This is a genomic window from Pseudomonas sp. PS01299, from assembly GCF_029960145.1.
Lineage (GTDB): Bacteria > Pseudomonadota > Gammaproteobacteria > Pseudomonadales > Pseudomonadaceae > Aquipseudomonas > Aquipseudomonas putida_A.
In genome coordinates, this window is the sequence record NZ_JASCPO010000004.1 from 70,006 (window position 1) to 92,158 (window position 22,153).

The 22,153-nt window shown below is 55.5% G+C and carries 26 protein-coding genes; 2 read left to right on the forward strand and 24 right to left on the reverse strand.

What is annotated here, in order from left to right; translation table 11 throughout:
* The first annotated feature begins 78 nt into the window (after window positions 1-78).
* Complete coding sequence (locus tag QMX91_RS02270) at window positions 79-1,161, forward strand: hypothetical protein (protein WP_221734126.1); 1,083 nt, start codon at window positions 79-81, stop codon at window positions 1,159-1,161.
* Window positions 1,162-1,188: 27 nt separating this feature from the next.
* On the opposite strand, the gene QMX91_RS02275 is transcribed toward QMX91_RS02270, so the two are convergent.
* From QMX91_RS02275 to QMX91_RS02330, 12 genes are all read right to left on the reverse strand, one after another.
* Entirely contained in the window at window positions 1,189-1,920 is a 732-nt protein-coding gene (locus QMX91_RS02275) for a TIGR03747 family integrating conjugative element membrane protein (protein WP_221734125.1), read from the reverse strand.
* Between the two features lie 89 nt (window positions 1,921-2,009).
* Window positions 2,010-4,115, reverse strand: a complete 2,106-nt coding sequence (gene traD / locus QMX91_RS02280; RefSeq protein WP_221734124.1) for a type IV conjugative transfer system coupling protein TraD — start codon at window positions 4,113-4,115, stop codon at window positions 2,010-2,012.
* A 9-nt stretch (window positions 4,116-4,124) separates the two neighbouring features.
* On the reverse strand, window positions 4,125-4,640 hold the full coding sequence (locus QMX91_RS02285; protein WP_221734123.1) for an integrating conjugative element protein: 516 nt from the start codon (window positions 4,638-4,640) through the stop codon (window positions 4,125-4,127).
* Entirely contained in the window at window positions 4,637-5,185 is a 549-nt protein-coding gene (locus QMX91_RS02290) for a lytic transglycosylase (protein WP_221734122.1), read from the reverse strand. The genes QMX91_RS02285 and QMX91_RS02290 overlap by 4 nt, the downstream gene beginning before the upstream one ends.
* A complete protein-coding gene (locus QMX91_RS02295) occupies window positions 5,167-5,886 on the reverse strand; it encodes a TIGR03759 family integrating conjugative element protein (RefSeq protein ID WP_221734121.1) in 720 nt (239 codons plus the stop codon). Before QMX91_RS02295 ends, QMX91_RS02290 begins: the two co-directional genes overlap by 19 nt.
* Window positions 5,887-5,895: 9 nt before the next feature.
* Window positions 5,896-6,567: a chemotaxis protein gene (locus tag QMX91_RS02300; RefSeq protein ID WP_221734120.1), complete on the reverse strand. Its 672-nt coding sequence runs from the start codon at window positions 6,565-6,567 to the stop codon at window positions 5,896-5,898.
* Window positions 6,564-7,106, reverse strand: coding sequence for a PilL N-terminal domain-containing protein (locus tag QMX91_RS02305; protein ID WP_221734119.1), 543 nt, complete (start codon window positions 7,104-7,106; stop codon window positions 6,564-6,566). The genes QMX91_RS02300 and QMX91_RS02305 overlap by 4 nt, the downstream gene beginning before the upstream one ends.
* 106 nt (window positions 7,107-7,212) lie before the next feature.
* Window positions 7,213-7,950 (reverse strand): ABC transporter substrate-binding protein, encoded by a 738-nt coding sequence (locus QMX91_RS02310; protein WP_221734118.1) that lies wholly within the window; start codon window positions 7,948-7,950, stop codon window positions 7,213-7,215.
* A gap of 52 nt (window positions 7,951-8,002) precedes the next feature.
* The gene (locus QMX91_RS02315) at window positions 8,003-8,497 is read right to left on the reverse strand and encodes a JAB domain-containing protein (RefSeq protein WP_221734117.1); all 495 of its coding nucleotides are present in this window, start codon (window positions 8,495-8,497) and stop codon (window positions 8,003-8,005) included.
* 100 nt (window positions 8,498-8,597) lie between these two features.
* Entirely contained in the window at window positions 8,598-8,855 is a 258-nt protein-coding gene (locus QMX91_RS02320) for a hypothetical protein (RefSeq protein WP_221734116.1), read from the reverse strand.
* 71 nt (window positions 8,856-8,926) lie between these two features.
* On the reverse strand, window positions 8,927-9,508 hold the full coding sequence (locus tag QMX91_RS02325) for an STY4534 family ICE replication protein (RefSeq protein WP_221734115.1): 582 nt from the start codon (window positions 9,506-9,508) through the stop codon (window positions 8,927-8,929).
* Between the two features lie 911 nt (window positions 9,509-10,419).
* A complete protein-coding gene (locus QMX91_RS02330) occupies window positions 10,420-10,761 on the reverse strand; it encodes a helix-turn-helix transcriptional regulator (protein ID WP_221734114.1) in 342 nt (113 codons plus the stop codon).
* 208 nt (window positions 10,762-10,969) lie between these two features.
* Here QMX91_RS02330 and QMX91_RS02335 point away from each other — a divergent pair, with 208 nt between their 5' ends.
* Window positions 10,970-11,227, forward strand: coding sequence for a hypothetical protein (locus QMX91_RS02335; RefSeq protein ID WP_221734113.1), 258 nt, complete (start codon window positions 10,970-10,972; stop codon window positions 11,225-11,227).
* A 42-nt stretch (window positions 11,228-11,269) separates the two neighbouring features.
* On the opposite strand, the gene QMX91_RS02340 is transcribed toward QMX91_RS02335, so the two are convergent.
* From QMX91_RS02340 to QMX91_RS02395, 12 genes are all read right to left on the reverse strand, one after another.
* A complete protein-coding gene (locus QMX91_RS02340) occupies window positions 11,270-13,237 on the reverse strand; it encodes a DNA topoisomerase III (RefSeq protein ID WP_221734112.1) in 1,968 nt (655 codons plus the stop codon).
* Window positions 13,238-13,465: 228 nt separating this feature from the next.
* Window positions 13,466-13,921 carry a single-stranded DNA-binding protein gene (locus QMX91_RS02345; protein ID WP_221734111.1) on the reverse strand — a complete coding sequence of 152 codons (456 nt, stop codon included), beginning with the start codon at window positions 13,919-13,921 and terminating at the stop codon, window positions 13,466-13,468.
* Window positions 13,918-14,436, reverse strand: a complete 519-nt coding sequence (locus QMX91_RS02350; RefSeq protein WP_221734110.1) for a DUF3158 family protein — start codon at window positions 14,434-14,436, stop codon at window positions 13,918-13,920. The genes QMX91_RS02345 and QMX91_RS02350 overlap by 4 nt, the downstream gene beginning before the upstream one ends.
* The gene (locus QMX91_RS02355; RefSeq protein ID WP_221734109.1) at window positions 14,433-15,188 is read right to left on the reverse strand and encodes a PFL_4669 family integrating conjugative element protein; all 756 of its coding nucleotides are present in this window, start codon (window positions 15,186-15,188) and stop codon (window positions 14,433-14,435) included. Before QMX91_RS02355 ends, QMX91_RS02350 begins: the two co-directional genes overlap by 4 nt.
* 219 nt (window positions 15,189-15,407) lie before the next feature.
* Window positions 15,408-16,595: an STY4528 family pathogenicity island replication protein gene (locus QMX91_RS02360; protein ID WP_221734108.1), complete on the reverse strand. Its 1,188-nt coding sequence runs from the start codon at window positions 16,593-16,595 to the stop codon at window positions 15,408-15,410.
* Window positions 16,592-17,140 carry a DUF2857 domain-containing protein gene (locus QMX91_RS02365; RefSeq protein WP_153326028.1) on the reverse strand — a complete coding sequence of 183 codons (549 nt, stop codon included), beginning with the start codon at window positions 17,138-17,140 and terminating at the stop codon, window positions 16,592-16,594. The genes QMX91_RS02360 and QMX91_RS02365 overlap by 4 nt, the downstream gene beginning before the upstream one ends.
* Window positions 17,137-18,762, reverse strand: coding sequence for a ParB family protein (locus QMX91_RS02370; protein WP_221734107.1), 1,626 nt, complete (start codon window positions 18,760-18,762; stop codon window positions 17,137-17,139). Before QMX91_RS02370 ends, QMX91_RS02365 begins: the two co-directional genes overlap by 4 nt.
* A gap of 14 nt (window positions 18,763-18,776) precedes the next feature.
* Window positions 18,777-18,986, reverse strand: a complete 210-nt coding sequence (locus QMX91_RS02375) for a hypothetical protein (protein ID WP_221734106.1) — start codon at window positions 18,984-18,986, stop codon at window positions 18,777-18,779.
* A gap of 58 nt (window positions 18,987-19,044) precedes the next feature.
* Window positions 19,045-19,902 carry a ParA family protein gene (locus tag QMX91_RS02380; protein WP_265535228.1) on the reverse strand — a complete coding sequence of 286 codons (858 nt, stop codon included), beginning with the start codon at window positions 19,900-19,902 and terminating at the stop codon, window positions 19,045-19,047.
* 4 nt (window positions 19,903-19,906) lie between these two features.
* On the reverse strand, window positions 19,907-20,137 hold the full coding sequence (locus tag QMX91_RS02385) for an AlpA family transcriptional regulator (RefSeq protein WP_153326019.1): 231 nt from the start codon (window positions 20,135-20,137) through the stop codon (window positions 19,907-19,909).
* A 109-nt stretch (window positions 20,138-20,246) separates the two neighbouring features.
* On the reverse strand, window positions 20,247-21,002 hold the full coding sequence (locus QMX91_RS02390; protein ID WP_221733721.1) for a hypothetical protein: 756 nt from the start codon (window positions 21,000-21,002) through the stop codon (window positions 20,247-20,249).
* Window positions 21,003-21,287: 285 nt separating this feature from the next.
* Window positions 21,288-21,551, reverse strand: coding sequence for a hypothetical protein (locus QMX91_RS02395; protein WP_221733722.1), 264 nt, complete (start codon window positions 21,549-21,551; stop codon window positions 21,288-21,290).
* Window positions 21,552-22,153: the final 602 nt, after the last annotated feature.

Below are 22,153 nucleotides of genomic sequence, written 5' to 3' on the forward strand. Positions count from 1 at the left end.
AGGGAAGAGTGAACGTCAGCAAATTAATCGAGCTGGCTACGATCGGTTTTTATTCAGTTGTCGTTAAGGGTGATAGTGGTGGAAGGAATTAAAGAGAAATTGATAATTGAGGTCGCGGAGTGTCTGCGTGGCCGCACTGACCACGAAATTCTTGAGTTTTATATGTCGACTGAGAAATTCGCAAGAAAATACGCTGTCAGTTACGAGCTAGAAGGACCAATGCATTTGGTTCTTGATAACAGCATAATTCAGTCTTTTAAACATAGAGCAACTAAGCCGAATCGTGATTTGCAGGCGTTATCATATACTGCGTTCACCAGGTTTGTGACAGGCTGGAGCGACCGAGAAACCTACTTGGCTGTAACTCCTGTAGCCTTGTATGAGCATATGGGACGTCGTGGAAATATTAACTATGCTGACGCATTAAGTGCCCTCGAAGAGCTTCGGTTGTTTTTCGCTGATACAGGTCTGCGTATGACTTGGATCGGTTTTAAGTCGATTGAGCATTTGGTGAGTGTTCTGGAGGCGGTGCATGATGACGATGTATACCTCACCCAATATTTTAAAAGTATAGAAGAGCTGAGTTGGAAAAAAGATCTTGAGGCTCCTTTTGGTGTGCTAATTCCTCTAGGTATTGCATATCGGGAAATACCTGATGACTTGCCATTGAGATATTTTGACCCCTGGTATGTTAAGTTTGTGCTCACTAGTCGAGTTGAGCGCGCGATAATTAAGCAATCACAGCATAACCCTGATGCCCTTCCGATTGGGAGTGGTCCAATGGCGGATGCTCTAGCGGATCTTAATAATTTCAATAAGAAGGGGGCTTTATTAGGCCTAGGGGATATCGACATGTTGCAGGTATGCGACGGTTCCCGGCAATACAAGCAGAAAGCCGGTTATGTTTTGGTAGGGCAAACGCTGGACGATACGCTCTCTGATGTCCTGCGGCATCGACATTCATATGTCGAGAGCGCGGGGGTGGAATTTGGGACAGCTGATACGGAGAATCAAATCAAAGGCATGGTTAATTTCATGTTTTCGAAACCCTTCTCTGAACATCAGAAGCGAGGTGACTGGATTCAGCCTAAGTACCAGGACTTTATGAGTGCAATCGTCACAGCCTGCAAGAAAGCGAGTACGAACTCCAGTCATATCTAATGCTTTGAAAAAAAGGGGCGTCAAATTTTAAAGATATTTCTTGAATGTTGCGGCGGTGATCGCAGTTGTTATCCCCAACATTGCGGCGCACGGTAAAAAAATAGCGAGTGGATTGAGCGAAAAGGGGAGAGACAGATAAATGATCCAGGGCACGAGCAGCACTGTTGTCACGGCTCGTTTAGCACGATGGTAGACAAAACTGCTTTCGCGACCTGCCCCAAACTTGCGCAGGTCGCGTCGCATCAACCCATCGACAAAACCAGTAAACGTGGTCATTAGAAACAGTGGGGCGGCCAGGACCAGAATGGTAAGGCGTACCACGAAGGTAAAGGTCACGTAAACTGCGGCCAGTACGAAATCCTCAATGCTCACGTAGAGCTGGTTGATCCAGCTCGAGAAGCCGTTGCCTTGGTTCGACACCCGCGCCTGCCTGGCAAAATCCGCAAAACCGGTCTTAACCAATAACAATTGATTGAGAAAGTCCAGCCACTGGACAATCGTCTGCCCAGGTTGTTGGAGGATGACAGAAGATTTGAAGTGCTCGCTGAGCCACCCCAATTCACTATTCAACATTTCCTGGCTGTGATGCCAACCCTCATCGTCCCAGACCAGTAGCAGGCCGGCGAACTCGATGAGGATCGAGAACAGCAACGAGGCCATCAGCGCACCGATGATGCGTAGGACCAGGCCAATCGCCGAGATGATCAGTCCTGGACGTTGGATCGGTTGTGGCCGCGTGTTCTGGGCGGCAGTCGCCATCGTTTACTCCATTGGGCACTGTTGAGTTGATGCAGCCACGGCTCCTGCCGAATACGTGTTTGCTGAATCGAAACCTGTGGCGGGGCCGTCTAACCCACCTGATCCAGATCGAAGTTTGTTGTTGGACCGCCACCGCTTGCGCTCCACCATTGCCCTGCCTGCGCGTTGTAGCTGGCCCGCATTCGTTGGGTAAGCTCCTGCAGGTCTTTGGGCATGGCATCGTCGTTGGAGGGTTTTGGCAACGGCATGCGGACTTTCCAGAGCTGCCCCCCGGCCTGGAAGGAGAACATTTGTCCCTTGGGCAAGCTGACGATGTGAGCAGGCTCGATCAGCGGCACGCTGGTGCTGCTGACACGGTCCTGTGAGGACGAGGTGAAGTCCGTGTTGGCCTCCGGATCGGAGGTGTCGGTTGCACCCGAGACCAAGGTTTTGGTGAGCACATTAACCTTGGGCAACTGCTGGGTGAGCAGTTCCGCGGTTGCGGTTTCGCGCACCCGCAGCATCTGTAGGGTGTTGAAGTTGCCGACTACTTGGCCGGCCTTGGCCCGGTTGCCGATTCGTGCTTCGATATCGCTGAGGGTTTGGGTGTAGGCGGTTACCTGGATACCGGCACCGCCCCCCTTGTTGATCAGCGGAATGAACTCATCGCCCATCAACTCGTTGAACTCATCGGCATGCAGGTTGATTGGCAGTTTGTCACCAGCGTTGCCAGATTGAGGCAGTCCATGGTCAATGCCATGTTTGTAGATATGTCCCGCGACCGAGACCAAGTCGGCGAACATTGAATTGCCCACGGCGGCGGCCACTTCGGCATCAGTCAGCGCATCGAGGCCAACGTAGACGATGCCGCGTTTTCGGATGATCTGCATCCAATCGAAGATTGGCCGCGGGTCATCTAAATCGGTGTAGTTGGGCGCCAGTAGCTGGGAGGTCTTGCCGGTGGTAAGTTTCTCCAGCAGCGGCAGTAGCGAGGCAACGATTTTGTCGAAGTAAGTACGGTCATATCGCACCGCCGATCGCAGTCCGTCCATGACTGGATCAAATACCCGTTTGGCCGCCAGGTACTGCTCGATGGCCACCACACGCTTTTCGCGTCCCACCATATGCCGGGGAATGTTTTTCTCGTTGAGCTTGCCTTCAAGTTGGACAATCACCTCCCAGGCCTTCGGGTCGGTCTTGGCGAAAAACTGCTGAGCGTATTCGATGAACAGCGCATCGATATTGACCACATGTCGCTGGATCTGCAGGTAGTCCGGACGTCGACCCAACTCGATCAAAGCCCGGGCAATGATGTTGACGAAGCGCCAGGCGAACTCACGGAAGGCCGCCGAGTTACCTTCACCGCTGAGCTGCCCGGCGATACGCGACGCCACTTCCGAAATGCGCCCGAAACGTCCCACGGCGTTGTACCGCGCAGAGATCTCTGGCCAGCCTAGATGGAAAACATAGAATTCCTTTTCCCTACCGGCGCGTTTGGCTTCGACGTACATGCGCTTGAGCAGGTCGGCATCACCCTTCGGATCGAAGACAATCACTACCTCGTGTTCGACGCGGTGAATGTCCTGGGTGATGTACACCTCGGCGAGTCGCGTCTTGCCGACGCGAGTAGTGCCTAGCACCAGGGTGTGTCCGACCCGTTCGCCCAGTGGCAGACTGACCTCCGTTTCATTGGGCTCGACCCCATGCAACAGTGGCGAGCCACCTACCGGGGGCAAAGGGCGCAACGGATTGAAGGCACTGTCCCAGGCGGTGACACGGGCCAATGTCGAGAGCGGGAACGGTGCATGCTCCACGCGCCGTTCGAGTCCACGGGCCAGACGGTAACAGGCAGGTTGATCGACATAGTGGGCGACCACCGGATCCTGGGCCTCGACCAGTCGCTGGGTGTGCAGGCGAGTCCAGCGAAATCCGCGGCCCATGAACAGACGCTTGCGGCTGATCGGAATCTGTCGACTGGTCAACTCGTAACGGGGCAGCCGACGGATATTGCGCCGATAGCGCAGCACCTCCCAGGCTTGTCGAAGCCGGATAAGGCCGAACAGGGCATAGGCCAGCGCCGCAACCAGACCGATCTCGGGTGACAGGGCTACAGCCCAGGGCGAGTACATGCACAACACCGCGGCAGCGATACAGATTGCTACGGTATACAGCTCCACCGCTGGCCGGAGCTTGGACTCCATCGCATGCTCGGCCATGACCTGGACTCACTGTTCCAGTGAGGTGGCAGTAATTAAGACGGGATAGTGCTCAATTTGCAGGCGGATGGCGATGTCGTTGCCGTTGACCGGCAGGATGGTGATGTCCGGAGCGGCTGCTCGAATCCGGGTCAAAGCTTCGGCATCGGTTACTTCAACCGCTAGACCAGCCGCGCCCATTTCCTGCAATTCAGTCGCGCGTTGACGCAACCAAACCAGTGAGTGGGTATCCTCACCCACCAGGAAAAATGGCCGTAAGCCCGGCATGTTTAGGGCGCGAGACGTGATTTGGCCGGGGCTCAAGTAAGAGCTGCGAACGGGTAATATCCAGGTTTCATCGGCAAACGTGGACAAGTCTGCATGCATGACCCGACCAGGCTGGATATTGTTGTTTATGGACGGCCCGGCAACTTGAAAATGGGGGCGGGTGAAGTCGCTAGGCTGATCCCCGGCTAAGGTCAGTTCCGGTTGGGCTAAAGATGCCAAGAGCAGGATGAAACAGCAGGTAAGGGATATTCGTTTCATGGTGATATGCCTTGTTCGGAGGAAGTCAGCAGCCGTTCAAGCTGCCGGGAAAATTCGGCGCGGTAACGCGCCGCCGGCGTTCCTCCTGCCGGTCGGTGATAGTGTCCGGCAGCCAACACCCAATCACCGGTGACAGCGTGATGCTCTTGCAGCAGGGCGGCAGTCACAGCCAGATTGCGGTAGGGTTCGAGAGCTTCGCAGGGACTGGAAAAACGTTGTCCGTGATAACCAAGGTTGGTTTGCCCGAGCCCTACATCGATCCGCTTGGCGTCATACCGGACGAGCGCGCTAAGCAATGCATGGCAGGCAGCCTGGCGACTGGCGAAGCGGTAGGATGTTCCAGCGATGTTCAGGGTCCAAGGCCAGGGCAGCAGTCGACCACGGACGCGGATACCGCTCTCCTGCAGGGCAATCGCAAACAGCACCGTAGACGGGATGTCGGCGTCATGCGCCGCCAGTTGGTAGGCTGGCGGCGGAAGCTCCTCGGCCTGAGCCGCCAGCATCGCCAACATCAGCGCAATACCACTCAGTCGAGGCGTTGCCATTGTCTGTTCACCTGTTGAAATGTGGCGGGCAATGGTCTTGGGGCGCCCAGGCTAAACCAGCGACCACGGTCATGGTTCAGGGTGATCTGCCGGCGTTGAACCTTGGCTGGATCGATGTCCGCTTGCCGAGCCCAGCTGCGGACGCGTTCATCCTCGCCTTGGCTGCCCACCAGGTAGATATCGAACGCCGTATCACTGCTTTGCAGACGCTGCGCTTCGGCGGTGCACGCAGAGCAGTGGTCTTCGACAAACAGAGCTCGGCGCGGCTCTACCGGTGAGCCAGCAGAGGGCGGGGATGCCATACCTTGAATCGGCAATAGCCCCGGAAGCAGCTTGGCCCAGGCCGCGGTGTAAGCGTTTTGGTAGGCCAATTCACGCTCGGCGCGTTTGGCTTCCAGTGCTACCTGTAATTCGGCATATCGCTGGCGCTCTTGGTCGGTCTGGGCCTCGACCCCAAGTGCGGTCAACGGATCGAGGTTCGGGCTCCAGAAACCACGTGGGCCGGCTTGGATCTGTTCGAAGCGCGTCCATTCCTGCTCGGTCAGGCCCCAACTCGCCGCCTGTTCAGAGTCAGAGCGCCCCAAGGGCGCGACCTGCGTGTCCTGGTTCCTTGACGGTGTCGTGACGGGGTTGCCCATCGCAGCGCCTATGGCCAGTAGCGAAGCGAGACAGACGACGGGGAGTAGTGGCGCTCTGTTCATGATCGCTTCTCAAGGGAGTTGCACTGTCTGGTCTGGCTGAGCAGCCACTGCGAAGATGGCCGCCTTCGGCTCCAGCACTTTCAGTCGCCATGTGCCAAGCTGCTCGCCGTTATGCAGCAACCGGATATCGTTGAGCGAGCGACTATCAGGAGGCGCGACCGCCAGAAAGGGCTCGCCACCACGGGACTCGACACTCAACACTGAGAATGGCGGCGGGAGCAGGGCAGACTTGGGGCGAGAGGTTTTCTTCGGTTTGGCCGGGGAAGATGTCGGTGGTGGAAGTGTTGGCTGTGGCTTGAGGTCCAGGAGTTGCTGCTCGACGTGCTCAAGTCGTGCGCGTAGCGCGTTCATGTCGGCTGTGGTGGCTCGGTCTGCCAGACCGTCGCGTAGTTCCTTTATCTCTTGTGCCCATTGATCCAACATCGGGTCGAGTGTGTTGACCTGTTGTTCACCGGAATCCACCATCTGCTTCAGGTCTTTCAGTGCATGCTGCAGCGTCTCCTGCGCGTCTTTGAGATCGCTCGAATCACGTTGCAAGGTTTGCAGGATCTGTAGGTGTTGGGCGTTCGCATTTCCCAGCTCGGTCACGCGTTGATACTGGTTATACAAACCACCACTCAGTCCAGAGACCGCCAGGCAAAGTAAGCCGACAATGAGGGTTTGAAACGTCGAGGCTTTCATGAGCGTGCCTCCGACTGATGGGACGAGCCTGGTGTGGCCCGTACGATGCCGACATCAGCCTTCTGTTGTTCGAAGCAGACCGAACGGCCGAGTTCATCGGTCGTAAGTTGCCAGGCGGGGCCCGCCAGCACTTGTAGCGCGCTGCGCAAAGGGATTGGCCCAAGCCGGTAATGGGCCGCGGGCAGGGGCCGAGTAAAGAGAATCCTCACCGACGCGGTAACGGGGCAGAGCGAATAGCCCGAGCGCTGCAGTACGTAGTGCATCGCATCCTGCACGGAAGGGCTCAGGCTGGACGGAATGTTCACTTCAATGATTTGGGCAAGAAGATCGCGTTGTTCCGAGGTGGGCTCGGTGCTGACCAGCGTATAGCGGCCATAACGAAGTTCTGCCGGATGGCTTTCTTCGGCTTTGCCCCTCGAGTGCTGGGCCTGATTGGAGCCACTGCCGATTTCTGGTTGGGTCGGCAATGGGGTGGGGATTTGCGCGGTGCAGGCGCTCAACAAACCCAGCAGGCAGACAGGCGTGAAAAAACGCTCCATGGAAAAAACCTCACGTCAGATTCAGTGCAGAACCTGACATGAGGTGAACGAGCGATTCAGTGAGAAAGTCGATTCAAGGCGGGTCGTGTTAACGCTGAACGCGTTGCTATTCATCAAAAATGGCGAGCCTATCCAAGACGGCAGCGTCGGGGTCGAAAATCAACAAGCGCACATCCGCCAATGCCGCCAGACAGAGTACGTTGACCAAGGCTGCCGGCGTACCGGCATCGAGTTGTTCTTGCCTCAGCGATGAGTAAGGACAGCCCTCGATTTTTACCAAGTTATCGTCGGTCCAGGGCGTGCCGATGAGCTTACAACCGACGCCATTGCAGTCCTTCAGGGCAAAGGGTTCGAACAGCAGACCGGTTGGTCTGGGGTCGACATAGCCCGCCCGGCGTTCCAAGTAGCGCAATGCTTCTTCAGTGAGGTGTGCGGTACTGATCTCCCAGGTTCGACTGTAGTGTCCCGTCTCGAAGCTCAAGCGACGGATTAGGGCTTGGGCATCCTCCAGAGAGTAGAGATCGCCGACATGATGCCGTTCGTTGAGCATTTCGCCCATCACGGCGTAAATCACTTGGCGCACCAGTCCGGTGGACTGACAGCGTTCATCCAACTCATCCGGAATGGATTGACCTTCGCTGATCAAGGCGAAATCGTCATTGAAAATGCAGGGGAGCAACTGCAGTTTATCGTCGGGCAGATGGACCTGTGAGTCGTGCAGGGGGCGAAAGCAGGGAGGGTAGTTGTTTTCGTAGGTTATCAGTAGCAGCCGTTCGATATGCAAGTTGTCATAACCGCGAGCAAATGGGTTTGAAGCTGGGAGCAGGGCTAGGGTTTGGTTCATAAGGGTTCTCCAGAATTGAAATAAACAAGGCGCCCGTAGGCGCCTGTGAGGGTTAAAGCCAGCCGTATTCGGCAAGGGAGAGCGGGCGACCTTCACCCACGATGAAGTGATCCAGTACGCACACGTCGATCAAGGCCAAGGCTTCTTTCAACCGAGCGGTCAAGACGCGATCCGCCTGGCTGGGTTCCGTACACCCTGAGGGGTGGTTGTGAACAAAAATGGCGGCCGCAGCGTTATGCGCGAGGGAACGCTTAACGACTTGGCGGGGGTAAACGCTGGCGCCATCAATGCTGCCGTGAAAGAGGATTTCGAACGCCAGCACCCGGTGCCGGGCGTCAAAAAAAATCACACCAAAGACTTCATGGTCTTGGTGTGCAAGACGCAGTTTTAGGTAAGCCGCTACGGTGTCCGGCGACGTCAGGCTAGGCCCGCGGGCGAAAAGCCGATGATCCAGAATATGCAGCGCTTCGTCGATCAGCTGGTTTTCTTGGACAATGCGATCTGCCTCGGAATCCGTGGTCTCAATCAGTTTGAGTGGTGTGCTCATGGCGCTACCTCCGAAGTGAATAATCAGGGGTACACGCCCGAGGGGAGTGGTTGCCCCAGGGTGGGTGTGGAGTTGCAGGCGTTTGCAGGTGATATAGGATTTACAGCCGAGTGTATCGGTGACGTTGACCGTGTAGAGGTGAACCACAACCGTCGCAAGGCAATGGAGAAAAGTCTCTGATGCCCCAGCCGGTTTCGGGATCGAAGTCGGCACTGATGGGCAATAAGCGAACCAGCCTACGGTGTATCGCGGCGATACGTTGTTCGATCTCATCCGGCGAGTAATACAGCGATAACGTGCTGCAGTCCTCGTAAGCCGCACCGAACAGGCAGTCGTCGCAAAGCCAGAAGGATTCCATATTGGTTCTCCTGTGCTGGTTGAAGAAAAGGCGCTCTATTGAGCGCCTTGATGTAAAACATCATGGATTGTTCAGGCGGACTGAACAGCACGTGTGGCGACACGGCGGACCGTGCGGGGAGTGGTTGGAGATTCAGGTTCAATCCTGGACTCTGTAGGGGTGTCGGTATCCTCAGCTTCGGCATAAGCCGACGTTGGAGAGGGTTCATTGATCGGCGCTGGCTCAGCAGGTGCTGTTGCTTCCTGCCTGGCGGGCGCTTTGTATTCGAACTTGCCATTGACCTTGATCCAGTCGATGAACAGCAAACGACCTTTCAGGCTGGCGCCAGGTTGGCCTTGTTTATCGCCTTTCTCATAGAGAAATGGGTCGATCCACAGGTCACCAATACGGAACGACAGCAAGACCTTTTTCTCGGCTTTTACGGCTTCCATATAGAGACGAATCAAGCGGTCAGCTTCGCCACCAGCGACTTTGCAATCAAAGCGGGTGTACTCCACTGCATCGGAGGCACCATGCAAGGCTGCGATATCGCAGGCCATGAATGGCTGACCGCGGCGGACCTGTACTTCACGAACACGGTTGAGGTAGCCGATACCGACGGTGTGCAGGTTGAAGTAAGAGGTCGCTTCTTGGGATTGGTTGGCGTAGGCCATGGTGGTTCTCCTGTTTCAAGGGAAAACGGCGACGCACAGCCCCTGACGGGAAAGTGAGCCCCCGTCAGGGTGGGTAAGATGAAGTCAAACGATGAACGACTCGTCACCGGCAAGCCGATGACCATCAGAGTGATGCTTCTGGGGGAATAGCTGTGCAGCAGAGGAGCGTCTGCGGTGGTAATCCGCAGGGATGGAGTAGTCGGCATTCATCACCGCTTAAGCGGTAACCGCGCGAGCTTCCGAACGCTGATCGCACTTGGGTAAACCACCACGAACGTGGCGTAGCCTTGAAGGTTTTGGCTACCTGGGCTGGGCTGTCAACGACAGCGAACCACGCCCTTTGTATAAGCCTGTCACAGGGGAGCGTCAAGACGCTACAACCCGATTTTTTTAGGCCGGAATACGGTGGTAGTCACTGGAATTAAGAAAATGAAAAAAAAGAAGAGTGGGCCTGGTGGCGTGCCAGGCGAGGAATAGAAAAACCACCTTTGACGGTCTTACGCAGTCGACAAGCTCCTCGCAAAACTTGCTTTAACTGCGCCATGATTCGCCAACCGACCCTTGTCGTGGCCTGGGTCGGAATATGCTGGCACGCATCCGCGCACAAAGGGTGCCCCGTGTTTCCCCGGTGGGCTCCGGGATTGATTACGATCGCCGAAGCGGATGACCGCTATTGCCGGGTAGAGGCAACAGTGGTCATCCGCCACCACAATCAGGTCGAGCAAAAAACGGGAACTAAATTCCGCAGAAGAGAAGGCTCCGAACTCTAAGAGTTTGACCGAACTGCCCGGAGCTAATCGGTCTTGGGTCGCCGTTGGCGATTATCCAAAGCTACTAGAGCAGAGAGGTCGACACGACGTCAAGCCTGCAGGCCCTTTCATAAGACGCTACGTTGAACACCATGAAAGAGGTTACTTACTGCCGAGATGTGCTGCTAATTGTTCGACGGTTGCCAAGATAAAGGCACGGTCGCTTTCTTTTAGTCCACTCAGCAGACCCGCGATCACCTGACCCTGGTCATTGGGGCGATTACTCGATGCCGTCAGGAGTTCATCCATCCTGCAATCAAAAATATCTGCCAGTTGCATCAGCTTGACTACTGAAAGCTCCACTACACCCCGTTCCAGGCGCGAGATGGCTTCGCTACCGATCCCTAAACGTTCAGCCACCTCTTCCTGGGTCAGATTACGCTCGCTGCGGTGCTTCGCGATCATGCGCCCGATTTGGGCTTGGGTTGGATGTTTATGTGCCAAGTGATGAGTTCTCCAGTTCAACCCGAATGGTTGAGCAAAGACCCGTTGACATGAACATCCTTAAGGGTTGAGTATCGACTCATTGGGTTGCTATAGTGACTGAAACAGCTGTGTATCGCGAAGTGGTTTCTGTCCCTTCAGGGATCAGAGTCCAGATTGGTTAGTAAGAACGACGGTCTGACAGGACCAAGTAGAGGGATGGTTGAGCATGGAAGATGAGAGCAATGGCGTCATGGATCTGATTTGGGATCGAACACTGGAGCTGTTCATCAAGATTCATGATTGCCCGGATAACCCCGAATACTTCGAACGCCTTATTCATTGGCTCAATGAGGATCCTGCCCATCTAAAAGCCTTCAACGAACTGGGGCAGATATGGATTTCGACAGGCATCGCCTTGGCCCGTGAAGTCGGACAACCTTTGATCGATTTGGAGCGGGATCAGGCGCCCCTGATGATGCACTGAGCTGTGCACCACCCTGACTTCATGTTGATCTCAATCGGACTGTCATGGGCGGCGCGTCTCTTTTCTGAACAGCGTAGTGCCCTTGCAGTTCGGATACTGCGAGCATGACCAGAACGGCCCAGATTTGCCTTTCCGCTTGATCATTGAGGCATTGCAAATGGGGCAGGCCGGGCCGGCTTCGACCGGTATCGACAAGGTGATCGCTCCATAGTGTTCGACCAACTTAGCAATCCAGTTCGCCTGCTTTGTGACAAACGCATCCAAGGTCAGGCGTCCCGCTTCGATTTCGTCAAGCGCCTGCTCCCAAATCGCAGTCATGCCAGGATCCGCGACTGCAGAGGGTACCGCCTCGATCAGGGTATGGGCCGCCGCCGTGGCCGTTAAGGCGCGTTTTTTCTTCATCAAATAACCGCGATCAATGAGGCCTTTGATAATGCCGGCTCGTGTGGCTTCGGTTCCGATACCGGTGGTGTCCCGAAGTTTCTGTTTCAGGCGTGGGTCGTTGACAAGCTTGGCGACGTTTTTCATCGCCTTGATCAGATCACCCTCGGTGAGAGGTTTAGGAGCGGCAGTTCGCATGGATTTGAGTTCGACATTGTCCACTGCGCACTGCGTGCCCTGTTGCAAGATGGGTAAGACTTGGGGTTTGTGACTGGGCTCATCCTCTTCGGTGTTTTCGGAAAGCGAGCTTTTCCAGCCCTGGACCAAGATCAGTTTGCCCACAGCGGTCAATCGTTCTTTGCCACACGCCAGTTCGACCTGGGTCCGATCAAACTCATGATGCGGAAGAAACTGCGCTAGGTAGTGGCTACGGATCAGTTCGTAGACATGGCGTTCTTGTTCGGACATCCGCACCAGGTTTGCCGGTTCGATGGTGGGGATGATGCCGTGGTGCGCAGTGACCTTGGCATTGTTCCATGCGCGGGAGCGCAATGATTGATCTAGATCCTCGAATGCAGGTCTGAGTGCAGGATCCGTTTTGAGCAGGGCGTCTAGTACCGCGGGAGCCTCGTTGAACATATTCTCTGGCAAATAGCGGCAATCGCTGCGCGGGTAGGTGGTGGCTTTGTGGGTTTCATACAGGGCTTGGGCGATGTTCAGGGTTTCCTGGACGCCGAGCCCCAGCTTACGCGAGCAGACTTCCTGCAATGTGCTCAGATCGAAGGGCAGGGGCGGCGGTTCTCGGAAATGCTCAGTATGTAACGAGATTACCGTGGCAGACTTCTCGTCGGTGATTGTTTGGACCGCGTGATGGGCAAGCACTTGTTGTAGGCAACGCCCCGACTCGTCCCGTCCTGAGCATGGCGGTAACCACGACGCGATGAATCGCTGGCCCATCGACGATAGGTGTACCTCAATGTTCCAGTAAGGCACCGGGACGAAGCCGGCAATCGCACGATCCCGATCGACCACCAGACGTAAGGTGGGTGTCTGGACGCGCCCCACTGACAAAACGCCGTCGTAGCCTCCCCGCCGACCAAGAAGGGTAAACAAACGACTGAGGTTCATGCCGATCAGCCAGTCGGCACGGCTGCGGGCGAGGGCCGAGTAATAGAGCGGGAAGGTTTCCTGACCAGACTTCAGCGAGGTCAGTGCCCTGCGAATCGATGCTTCGTTGAGTGCGGACAGCCAGAGGCGCTGAACAGTGCCTTGGTACTGGCAGAGCTCCAATAATTCGCGGGCAATCATCTCACCTTCGCGGTCGGCGTCGGTTGCGATGACAACGGTGGTGGCTTCGCTGAGCAGGCGTTTGATGATTTTGAACTGCGCGGCAGTCTTGGGTTTGACCTCCACTTGCCACTGCGCCGGAATGATCGGTAGATGATCCAACGACCAGTTCTTGTATTGAGTGCCGTAGGCTTCAGGCGGGGCCGTCTCCAGTAGGTGGCCGATACACCACGTGACAGTTGTCTCGGGGCCGATCAGGCAACCATCGCCACGCCGAGTGGCTCCGAGAACCTTGGCGATGTCACGACCCTGGGAAGGTTTTTCGCAGAGGAAGAGGCGCATATAACTACTCCGGATTGAGTTCGGAGCAGCGTTGTTTGAATTAGCAGGGGCGAGATATGAGAAACCTGAATGGCAGGTTCCTCATATTAGTCGGTGAGGGCGGCCTTGAATGAGCTGAAGCTGCTACCTTATTGGAGCGTTCGTAGCTGGGTGGGGGGCTTCATGAGCAGCGAGCAATGGCAGGCCTGGAACTTCGCGCAAAGGCGCAATTTTTATGCCTGAAGTCGTTCAGGCCTTAGGTGATTGCCCTCTGTGTTTCTTGGATTTCGACGTCGGCGAGTTGGCCTGCTCAGTATTTTGAGCGGCCGTCGGTTCACTGGAGCGTTCCCGCATGACCACGCTGTGTACCCGGTGAGGCAGGATGCCGACTCGACGGGCCTCGATCTTGAAGGTCACCCGTGCATTGTCTTCGCTGTCCTCCCACTCATCGCGCACCGTACGACCTTCGACCAGCACGCGCATGCCTTTCTGGTACAGCGTGCTCCAGTGTTCAGCCTCACGGTGCCAGAGCTCAACCGGCGCCCAATAGCCGCCCCGATCTTCATAGCTGCCCTCGCGTGGGATGGGGTTGTCGAAGTACACATTCAGCCGTAGCAAACGCCGTGGCTCGTCATTGCCTGAGGCGAACTCCTGGAACTCTGGCGCACTGCCGATATTGCCTTCGCCGACGAAAAAAGTACTCATCGTGTTTTCTCCACTGCGGGTGTGAACTGGCGCAGCAACTGTTCGGCACTGGCCATTTTGGTCGCGCAGGTCGTAGCCTGGCGGTAGAGCGAATGCACCACACTCATTTGAAGGTTTAGTGCGATACGCGCGCATTCGAAACGATGCAATTCCTTTCGTACGATCTGCGGCAATGCTTTGTTGGAGATCTGACGTTCCCAAACCGCCACACCCATGCGAGAAAAATCACGGGTGCGCCAACGCAAAAAGTTGCTGCCCGCACTGGTCTTCTGCAGCACCAATCGTATCTTCAATAGCGAGTACGGCGGCTGCCCGGCTTGCTGCACGACAGCCTCCATCAGGCGACATAACTGCGCCTCGATTTCCCTCGCCACCTGCGCCAGGTGCTCCAACTCCCCCTTACCCTTAAAAGGTTTTAAAAGGCCTTTTAGGGAGGCAGCGTGTTCGAGCTGCCGATAGGCATCCGGTGTCAACGCTTCGAAGGGCATTGGCTGAATCGGGATCATGGGATTCATGCATCAGCCTCCGACTCATCTACGCTCGCAGACGGACCGTACACTACCTCTGCCAAAGCGTCAGCGTTATCCACTGCTACAGCACCACGGCGAATGATCGGCGGTGCAAACTGAGAACGGCGATGACCCTCAAGGATGTCCATCGGGGGCAATCCATACTTCTCCACGGCCGCCAGGGCGCGGGCATTATTTGTGGCCATATCATCGCGTGTAACGCCGGCATGTCGATAACGTTGTGCCTGACCGAACAGGCTGCGTAACAGGTGGGCACCGTCGTCGATCCAGGCTTCCATGTCTCTTCGGCCGATCAAAGCCGTGTGATGGGCCAAGAGGGTATGGCGGACCAGCATGTCGTAGTCGGTCAATAGGTAAACCGCCAGAAAACCCAGTTGGCTGCCGATATACAACGGCAAAGTAACGGGGTGGATGTTGAGGTTGTCCCCCATGTCGATTTGTGTTGGCAGGTCCTGTCTGATCCTGTCCAGCTGTTGGGTCAGTTCTCCCATCCCAGCCTTTGCCTGCATCAGTTTTTCTTCGAGCTGCACGATGGCCCAATCGGCGTAGGGATCGTCATGGGCCGCAGTCTGTTTGATAAGGTTGGTGACACTGATGTAACCGGCCATACCCATGATCGAGTGGACGCCTTCGCGTGCGGCTCGACCTTGCCAGATACGGGCTGCATGGTGGGTATGCAGGGTCAGGGTGATGCTGCTGCGCAATGAACCCAGATTGAGTTGATAGTGATCGGCCATGGTGTTGTCCTCGCATAGGCTTGGACGGGAAGTTGCGACAGATGAGGGGCAAGGGCAGCCAAAAAGCTGAACGCGGTCTGTTCGGTTTGATGAGAAAGAGAAAATACATAACGTCTACGTTTAGTTGAGTACGTCCCGGTGTTCCTCTAAAAGCTCCATGGCTCGGTCCGATATTTCGTAGACTGGAGCTCAATAGATTTGATGCCACTGGCATCAAATCTATTGAGCTCCACCGCGTCCACGCAGTTGGCGCAGCTCATTCAGACACGCTTGGGCGAGGGCTGATGCGGGTTCGCCCTTTTTCCGAGTTGGCCGCGAGGGAGCGGGTGGGGGCGGCTCTGCGACGGGTGCCGGTTTGGCCTGACTTGCCCAAGGACGAAAGTCGCCTTTCAGCGCACGCTGGATCAGGCCCATCAGATAGGCCGCCGGCTTGCGTATACCACCGGCCGCAAAGCGTGCCTCCGCTTCGTTAAGCACCGCCTGCTGATCCGCTGGGTTGAGCTTGTTCAGCGCCACGGCGACGGCCTGACGCTCGCTTGGGTTCAGGTGCAGCGCAGTGGGCCAGTGCAGGTTATCCACCGCTGTGGTCGCGCGCGGTACAGTACAAATACTTTCTTTTAATACAGTACAGGCGGCGTTCGGATTCCGAACGGTGCTGGAAACATTAGCGTTCGAGCCAAATTCGGAATCCGAACGAGGGCCTGCACGATTCCGAACGTAGTGATCTTCCCCCCGTTCGGAATCGTGCAGTGCATCACCGGGAGGCTGATCCAAGCCTTGCTGCGTCCACTGTTCGCCCCAGCTGTCGAGCCGCGTCGGTAACCGATCTCGATCGATATTTGTGTCCTGTCGGACCTCCTCCACAATGTGTTGAGCGACAATTCGCACCGCCTTCGTCGCATGACCGAGGGCATGTCCGACCAGTTCTAGATAATCCTGATCCAGCTCCATGGCTTCGGCGGGGGTTAACGGCTCATCGTGCAGAACGTACAAAGAACCTTGTAGACGCCCGCTGACTTGCTCGCGACCGCGGCTAACCAAACTGAGCCAACGAGTGAGCCTGAGCATCGTCAACACGCGAGCAATGGTTTCACGCGAGGCTGACGCACCGTAGGGCACGCTCGAGAGGTAAGGCTGCAAATTCTCATAGCGCGGCGTGACCACGCCCTGGCCTTGCAGCATGAGCCGAAATACCTGCCAGGCATTTCGCTCCAATGGCGTCAGCCGATTATCTAACAGCAGCCGACGTGGCACGACTTCGTGTGATTGGCCGCTAAACAGAAACCCAGCTTGTAGGGACTGATTTGAAGGTTGGTCAGCGGTTGGATGTGCTGGCCAGCGTTCATTCAACTGCTGGGTGCACTGTTGCAAGACACGCTGCCAACGACTGGCAGGCGCAGTCATCATGTTCCGTTGCTGTACTGATCGATCTGCTGCCAAACGACGGTCAAGCTGATCTGTTGCTCTTCGGCCAGCATCATCATGGCGTCAAGCTGATCCTCGGTGCCCTCCTGGGTGCGTAATTGACACCAACGCTGCCAAAGCGAGTGCTCTTGCGCTTCGTTCAAGTGCTGAGGTCGGCCCTTGCGGGTTTCTATTTTGAGCAGACGCCGGCGCATGGCGGTTTCCGAATGCGCCAAACCGAAACATTGGTACATGATGGTGCTGCTGGCACCCAGCTTAAGAGCTCTATTGATCAAGCGCTCGTTCTGCTCGTCACGGCCGGCTTGTTCGATGAGTCGGTGGAGCACAGCTGAGTCGATTTTGACCTCGACCCAGGATACGGTCGCATGTGCCAAGCGCGACAGCGTGGCGGGCGGTAAGGATTGCAGCACGTAGATGTCATCCTCGCTCAGTCCGAGGGCTTTGCAGCGTTGTAGATTACCCAGACGCAGCTCGTGCAGCACCTGGGTCAGCATGGCCTGGTTCAATACATGGAAAGACAGGTTCATAGCGTTTCCCTCGGTGAGTCGTCTTCGGCGCAAAGCGTTAAGTCGATGAGGCGACGTGCCAGGCGGATCAAGCGAAACAGTTTGATTAACAAAGGGTCAGGTAGTCGCTCTAGTCCGATATCTACGGGGGGATGATCTGTTAAAGGCAGTTGATAGATCCCCAGCAACAATTGGCCGAAGAGGGCTGATGGCAGTTGCTTGCGGTCTTCCCAATTGACATCGTCTTGAGCGCGCAGCAGGGCGAGTAGCAGGAGGTGAACACCAATCGCTCGAGGCGCTGCTAGATCTCCTTGATCGATGTCGAGTGTAAAACCTAAGCCACTGGCCTGATCAATGATGCTCTCGGGGTACCCGGCGTAGGCCGCCATGCTTCGCGCAAGTCCGGCGATCTCCAAACGCAGCTGCTGGGGGTTATCCAATGTAGGTGCAATGGTCCAAACGTCATCGGTCGCTGAGGCCTCGTCGGTCAGCGCCACTTCGGTAGTCGTCTGGTAATTGATTTGTTCACGAATCTGTTGGACGCGTGACGGAGGGCTGACGGCGGTTGTGACATTTGTCTCAGGCGGCGTCTGCTGCTCCATTTGCGTGGAGTCGCTGTGAGAGCTGACTGTATTTGACTCAGACGCAAACGCCGGCGTGGTGGACTGGGACCTAGGGGCGACTGGAGCCGGGTCTTGGGAGGCCGGTCCTGCCGCAGCTTCCTTAGGTTCCCGCAGGGGGCTGCTCTTTGAGGGGGTAACGACATCGCTAGGAGGGGTGATGACCCGTTGCGGATCGCTCAGTTCTAACGCCAGCATGCGGTAGGATTGACCCAGTAGCCGACTCATGCGCTCAAGAAGTTCGGCCTGTATTTGCTCAAGATCGAAGGAGTCGGGCTCGGTGTCGAAGTTGCCCAAGGTATCAAGCCAAAATTCCGCGAACGCAACTGCGGCGGTTGGGTAGCGGTTCCAGGTCCGTTCTGCCTGGCTACGCAGTGCCATCAGGCGCTCGATCTGAGGCTTACCCAGCCCGGCATATAGGATTTGTGGAATGGCGGGTAGTAGGTATTCAAGTGCGTCAAGCATCCGGCTGATGTGTGACTGCGAGATCGGATAACCTCCGGCGGCAAGGCGGCGTGCTAGCTCTCGTTGTGAAAGCGCAGCCCCCTCAGGTTCAAGCATATTTTTTATTTTGGCTACGGCAAGAGCACGCTCAATGAAGGTGAGTTGACCGTGCAGATCGCTTTCTGCCAGGTGCCCGAGGAGGTTGGTGATTTCATCGCTCCAAGGCCTGAACAGGCAGTGGATGCGGAAGAAACGTTCGTCGTGAGTTTCCTGCCACAGCTCGCCGAGAATCGCCAAACGCGTATTTCCACCGTTGCGGATGATGAAGTTGGTTTCTCCTGGACGGCGGGTAATTTGAGGTGGTTGATCCAGCCCGCGCTCACGAATCGAGGCCTTGATATCGTCAAAAAGCGGGTTACGGATGAAGCGCGGATTATGTTCGTAAGGCCGCAACTGCTCCAGAGTGACCAGCATCGGTGTGTCGATTAGGGGATCAGACAGCCGCTCCAGTTCTGGACCCCGTTGGAAATGCCCCTGACGAAGCTTGCTGGTGACCTCTTCTTGGCTGAGCTTCTTCATTTGTAGTGCCTCGGTTAACGCCAGTCACGCAGATGGTCACCCATCTCGAACTTCACAAGTTCGGCAGTGCTGGAACCATCGATGTGTTTGCAGAGTTCCGCGAGAAACCAGCCCATGGCCGGACGTCCATCCTGCAGGCGAAAGACCACGGTGCAGTACTCCTCGTAGATGTGATGGTGTGGCCGAATGGGCGGCTGAACGATGATGGGCTGTTGACTCAACATCAAAGACTCCTCTCCAACTATTATTAGTACTCAGGTCAATAGAACAAAAACGACCGGGCTAGAAAGACTCGCGTGTTGATTCCTCCCAGGCTCGACTCAGCGTAGAGATTTCTTCACGCCATTGCGGAAACAACTCGATGGCTAGCGATTGCATGGTTTGACGTGCTGATGGAGAGCGTTGTTGATGTGACCGACGCTTCTCGATTCGATGGGCCGGTAACCCAAGAGAAGCAGCGTTGAGATACACCACTCGGTCGGGAACTACGTTAGCTAGTACAGAGATGTTGGTCACCTTAGCGAAGCTTTCACGCAGTCCATGGATGATCATCCGGCTGTCCACCCGATTGGCGTTCACCTGGTTAAGTAGTAGCCGTAAGGGGGGCGGTGAAACGCCCAAGTGACTAAACGGTTCGAGCTCACTGAGCAGCTTCAAGGTACCGCGGCGCAGTTCGCGGGCCGCGAGCATTTCCGGAGTGATAGGGGAAAGGGCGAGATCGGAGGCCAATAGGGCCATCTCCAGCAGGACGCTGCGTGCACCCTGTGTGTCGATCAACAGCAGGTCATAATGGGGGCGCAATATGCCAAGCAGATTGCGCAGCCGCAATCGCCCATCCGGTGCGTGTAGTAATAGCAAGCTAAGTCGGCCTTGGTCATCGTTGGATAGGATCAGGTCAAGTCCTGCAATCACTGTTTTGGAAATGAACTGCTCGGGGGTTGTTAAGTTGAGCGCGATGAACTCGTACGCCCCCACATCAGCCTTCTGACTCAAGGCGTAATAGCTGGAGAGGGTGGGTTGGCTATCCAGATCAAGCAGCAGAACGCGCAGACCCGCATCTGCCAATAGGCCGCCAAGGTTGGCGACTATCGTGGTTTTACCCACGCCTCCTTTGGTGGAGACCACCGAAATCACACGCATGGCATCAGGCCTGGTTATCTAAGCGTTCAACGACCCACTGCTCAATCTCCAGCGAGTCCCAGCCGACCGCACGCATGCCAATGCGTTTAGCCTGAGGAAATTTACCTTCCTTCATCAAGTTGTAGATGTGGGCACGCTTGAAACCGGTTTTACGCTCCACCTCGTCGCGCCGCATGATATGACGTTCGATTTGTTTTGGCGGTGTAGCAACGGTGGGGGAGGATTGGTGGGACATGGTGGTCACTCCTAGAGCCAGATGGCGTTGGGTGGGAAGTGACCTGGATTCAATACCAGAAAATGCTGTCGGTCATTGCAATGCAACGTCGGTGATTGCAGTGCAACCCTCATCTTTTGGCTTGGGCGAGACTACGTTTGGCGGCCGCAAATTTCTCGTCCAACGATCGCTTGCTAAGCCCCGGTACTCCGTCGTAATGCGCGGTTATAGAGTCGACGATAGAAGCCTGGCTATCGAAAATAGAGTGCTTTCTTCCTGTTGAAGACGATCCCAGTATGGTACTTACCAGCGCTCCAATGACATTCAGGTAGCTCGCTTTACTTTGGTTACTGAGCTGCTCTTTGTTTTCGGCAAGCATGCGCAGATTTTCGCGCTCCAGCCCAGCTGCTTTTAGCTCATCGATCAGCGTTTGGAGATGCTTCTTGGTTGCCTTTAGCTGCACCTGTAAGGCGTCCCGATCTGCTTGCAATATCAAGTAGGTGCTGTAATGGATAGCAACTTGATCCGCTGTAACTTGGCTGAAAAGGAAGGGGGGGCGCTGATCTGGATGGTAGTGAAACATCCACCGCTTTAAATCCGAATGCCTGACGGTCAGTAATTTAATATCGACGGGAGTACCTGGTGCAACCGTAGTTCCCAGAGCTCCGTAAGGTAGTTCGTGGTTTCGGATGGCATCCAGAATTTTTTCCATTTTGATGTGCAAGCAGGGCCATTGTGGAAAGCCCTGGATAATTCGCCCTGGGGTCTCCCATGCTGACTCCAGAATCTGAGCCTCATGAGCAATTAAATCGCACCAGCGTATTGCTGCTTCGATTGGACTATAAAACAGCTTTTCGATCGAGCCGAAGCTATTGCGGTCGTACATAGAGGTCGCCTTGTTATCAAAGGGCAGACCCGCTAGGTAATGTCTAAAGATCCAACACTTGACCTAGGCTTCCATGCGGTTGCTGTCCTATTTTCCCTGATAAGTTGCAATTTCTGTGGTCCTGATGCTGTTTTTCAGGTGTTTTTGTAGGGCACTATTCGAAGATTGCCGAGCCGTTCCCTCACAGGACGGTTTGGGCGTCACAGAGCAACACGAACGATTGATACGATACCCGTAAATATTGTTTGACACGTCAGTAGTCCGTCGTACCGGCTGAAGCACTCATCAACGCCATCCACCGTCATGACAATTCTCGAGGCGCTGATTCAGGTGCCGACCTTGTTCGATGTCCAATACTTCGGAAACCATCAGACCGCACAAAAAACCTTGCATTTGATGATATGTGTTTACCATTCCCGCATGATGTAGGGCTTCCCAGCGATATGCTTCGACCTGAGGTCGCAAAAGTGGCAGATCTTCTCGAGGGTCTACCAACCTGCACAAGTCATCAAAAAACTGATTGGTGGCGCCTTGTAGGGGCTCAAGCATGAATTGCCCTCCTTCTCGTTGATACCCGACCCAGAGCGGAAAACTGGCGACCATGGAGATTCGCGCAGTCTAGAGTCGAGCCGCGATCTGCTGCTGTGTACCACCATAATCACTATGCATTTTTGACGCCGTCCTGTCTCTGCCTAGAAGGTTTTTTACTCAAATAGGAAGCAGGGAATTCATAGTAGGTCGCACATTTGCTTTCGAAGAAATGAGCTTGCCGCTACCAAGCGACCCAAACGAATGGTGCTATTTTGAGGTACAGCCCAGCATGGGTAGTGAATAGGTGTGTAGACGGTATTAGTGGTCGATGAGGTTAGGTGAAGATCCTTCTTCTGATAGCTAGCTAGCGTCTTGAAATCAACGATCCAGCACTAAAGTTGCCGACCGGTCTTGGCAGCCGAGGCCTAAGGCGACAGCTGCAGGAGAAAAACGCCATAGCCCCAAAGGAGAAAATGCTTATGGCGGAGAGCCACCGTATGCGTACGGCCAAGTCATCTACCCAGCCCTGCAAAGCCAAGACATGGTGTGCACTTACATTTAAGTGGGCACCAGTTCTAGCCTTTTAAGCGGGTATTTCATGCAGCCAACACGCCGTTCCT

Bases quoted from the DNA above. Each gene is read 5' to 3' on its own strand.
- QMX91_RS02275 (WP_221734125.1), bottom strand. From the start codon at position 1,920: ATGGCGACTGCCGCCCAGAACACGCGGCCACAACCGATCCAACGTCCA.
- traD (WP_221734124.1), bottom strand. From the start codon at position 4,115: ATGGCCGAGCATGCGATGGAGTCCAAGCTCCGGCCAGCGGTGGAGCTG.
- QMX91_RS02285 (WP_221734123.1), bottom strand. From the start codon at position 4,640: ATGAAACGAATATCCCTTACCTGCTGTTTCATCCTGCTCTTGGCATCT.
- QMX91_RS02290 (WP_221734122.1), bottom strand. From the start codon at position 5,185: ATGGCAACGCCTCGACTGAGTGGTATTGCGCTGATGTTGGCGATGCTG.
- QMX91_RS02295 (WP_221734121.1), bottom strand. From the start codon at position 5,886: ATGAACAGAGCGCCACTACTCCCCGTCGTCTGTCTCGCTTCGCTACTG.
- QMX91_RS02300 (WP_221734120.1), bottom strand. From the start codon at position 6,567: ATGAAAGCCTCGACGTTTCAAACCCTCATTGTCGGCTTACTTTGCCTG.
- QMX91_RS02305 (WP_221734119.1), bottom strand. From the start codon at position 7,106: ATGGAGCGTTTTTTCACGCCTGTCTGCCTGCTGGGTTTGTTGAGCGCC.
- QMX91_RS02310 (WP_221734118.1), bottom strand. From the start codon at position 7,950: ATGAACCAAACCCTAGCCCTGCTCCCAGCTTCAAACCCATTTGCTCGC.
- QMX91_RS02315 (WP_221734117.1), bottom strand. From the start codon at position 8,497: ATGAGCACACCACTCAAACTGATTGAGACCACGGATTCCGAGGCAGAT.
- QMX91_RS02320 (WP_221734116.1), bottom strand. From the start codon at position 8,855: ATGGAATCCTTCTGGCTTTGCGACGACTGCCTGTTCGGTGCGGCTTAC.
- QMX91_RS02325 (WP_221734115.1), bottom strand. From the start codon at position 9,508: ATGGCCTACGCCAACCAATCCCAAGAAGCGACCTCTTACTTCAACCTG.
- QMX91_RS02335 (WP_221734113.1), top strand. From the start codon at position 10,970: ATGGAAGATGAGAGCAATGGCGTCATGGATCTGATTTGGGATCGAACA.
- QMX91_RS02340 (WP_221734112.1), bottom strand. From the start codon at position 13,237: ATGCGCCTCTTCCTCTGCGAAAAACCTTCCCAGGGTCGTGACATCGCC.
- QMX91_RS02345 (WP_221734111.1), bottom strand. From the start codon at position 13,921: ATGAGTACTTTTTTCGTCGGCGAAGGCAATATCGGCAGTGCGCCAGAG.
- QMX91_RS02350 (WP_221734110.1), bottom strand. From the start codon at position 14,436: ATGAATCCCATGATCCCGATTCAGCCAATGCCCTTCGAAGCGTTGACA.
- QMX91_RS02355 (WP_221734109.1), bottom strand. From the start codon at position 15,188: ATGGCCGATCACTATCAACTCAATCTGGGTTCATTGCGCAGCAGCATC.
- QMX91_RS02360 (WP_221734108.1), bottom strand. From the start codon at position 16,595: ATGATGACTGCGCCTGCCAGTCGTTGGCAGCGTGTCTTGCAACAGTGC.
- QMX91_RS02365 (WP_153326028.1), bottom strand. From the start codon at position 17,140: ATGAACCTGTCTTTCCATGTATTGAACCAGGCCATGCTGACCCAGGTG.
- QMX91_RS02370 (WP_221734107.1), bottom strand. From the start codon at position 18,762: ATGAAGAAGCTCAGCCAAGAAGAGGTCACCAGCAAGCTTCGTCAGGGG.
- QMX91_RS02375 (WP_221734106.1), bottom strand. From the start codon at position 18,986: ATGTTGAGTCAACAGCCCATCATCGTTCAGCCGCCCATTCGGCCACAC.
- QMX91_RS02380 (WP_265535228.1), bottom strand. From the start codon at position 19,902: ATGCGTGTGATTTCGGTGGTCTCCACCAAAGGAGGCGTGGGTAAAACC.
- QMX91_RS02385 (WP_153326019.1), bottom strand. From the start codon at position 20,137: ATGTCCCACCAATCCTCCCCCACCGTTGCTACACCGCCAAAACAAATC.
- QMX91_RS02390 (WP_221733721.1), bottom strand. From the start codon at position 21,002: ATGTACGACCGCAATAGCTTCGGCTCGATCGAAAAGCTGTTTTATAGT.
- QMX91_RS02395 (WP_221733722.1), bottom strand. From the start codon at position 21,551: ATGCTTGAGCCCCTACAAGGCGCCACCAATCAGTTTTTTGATGACTTG.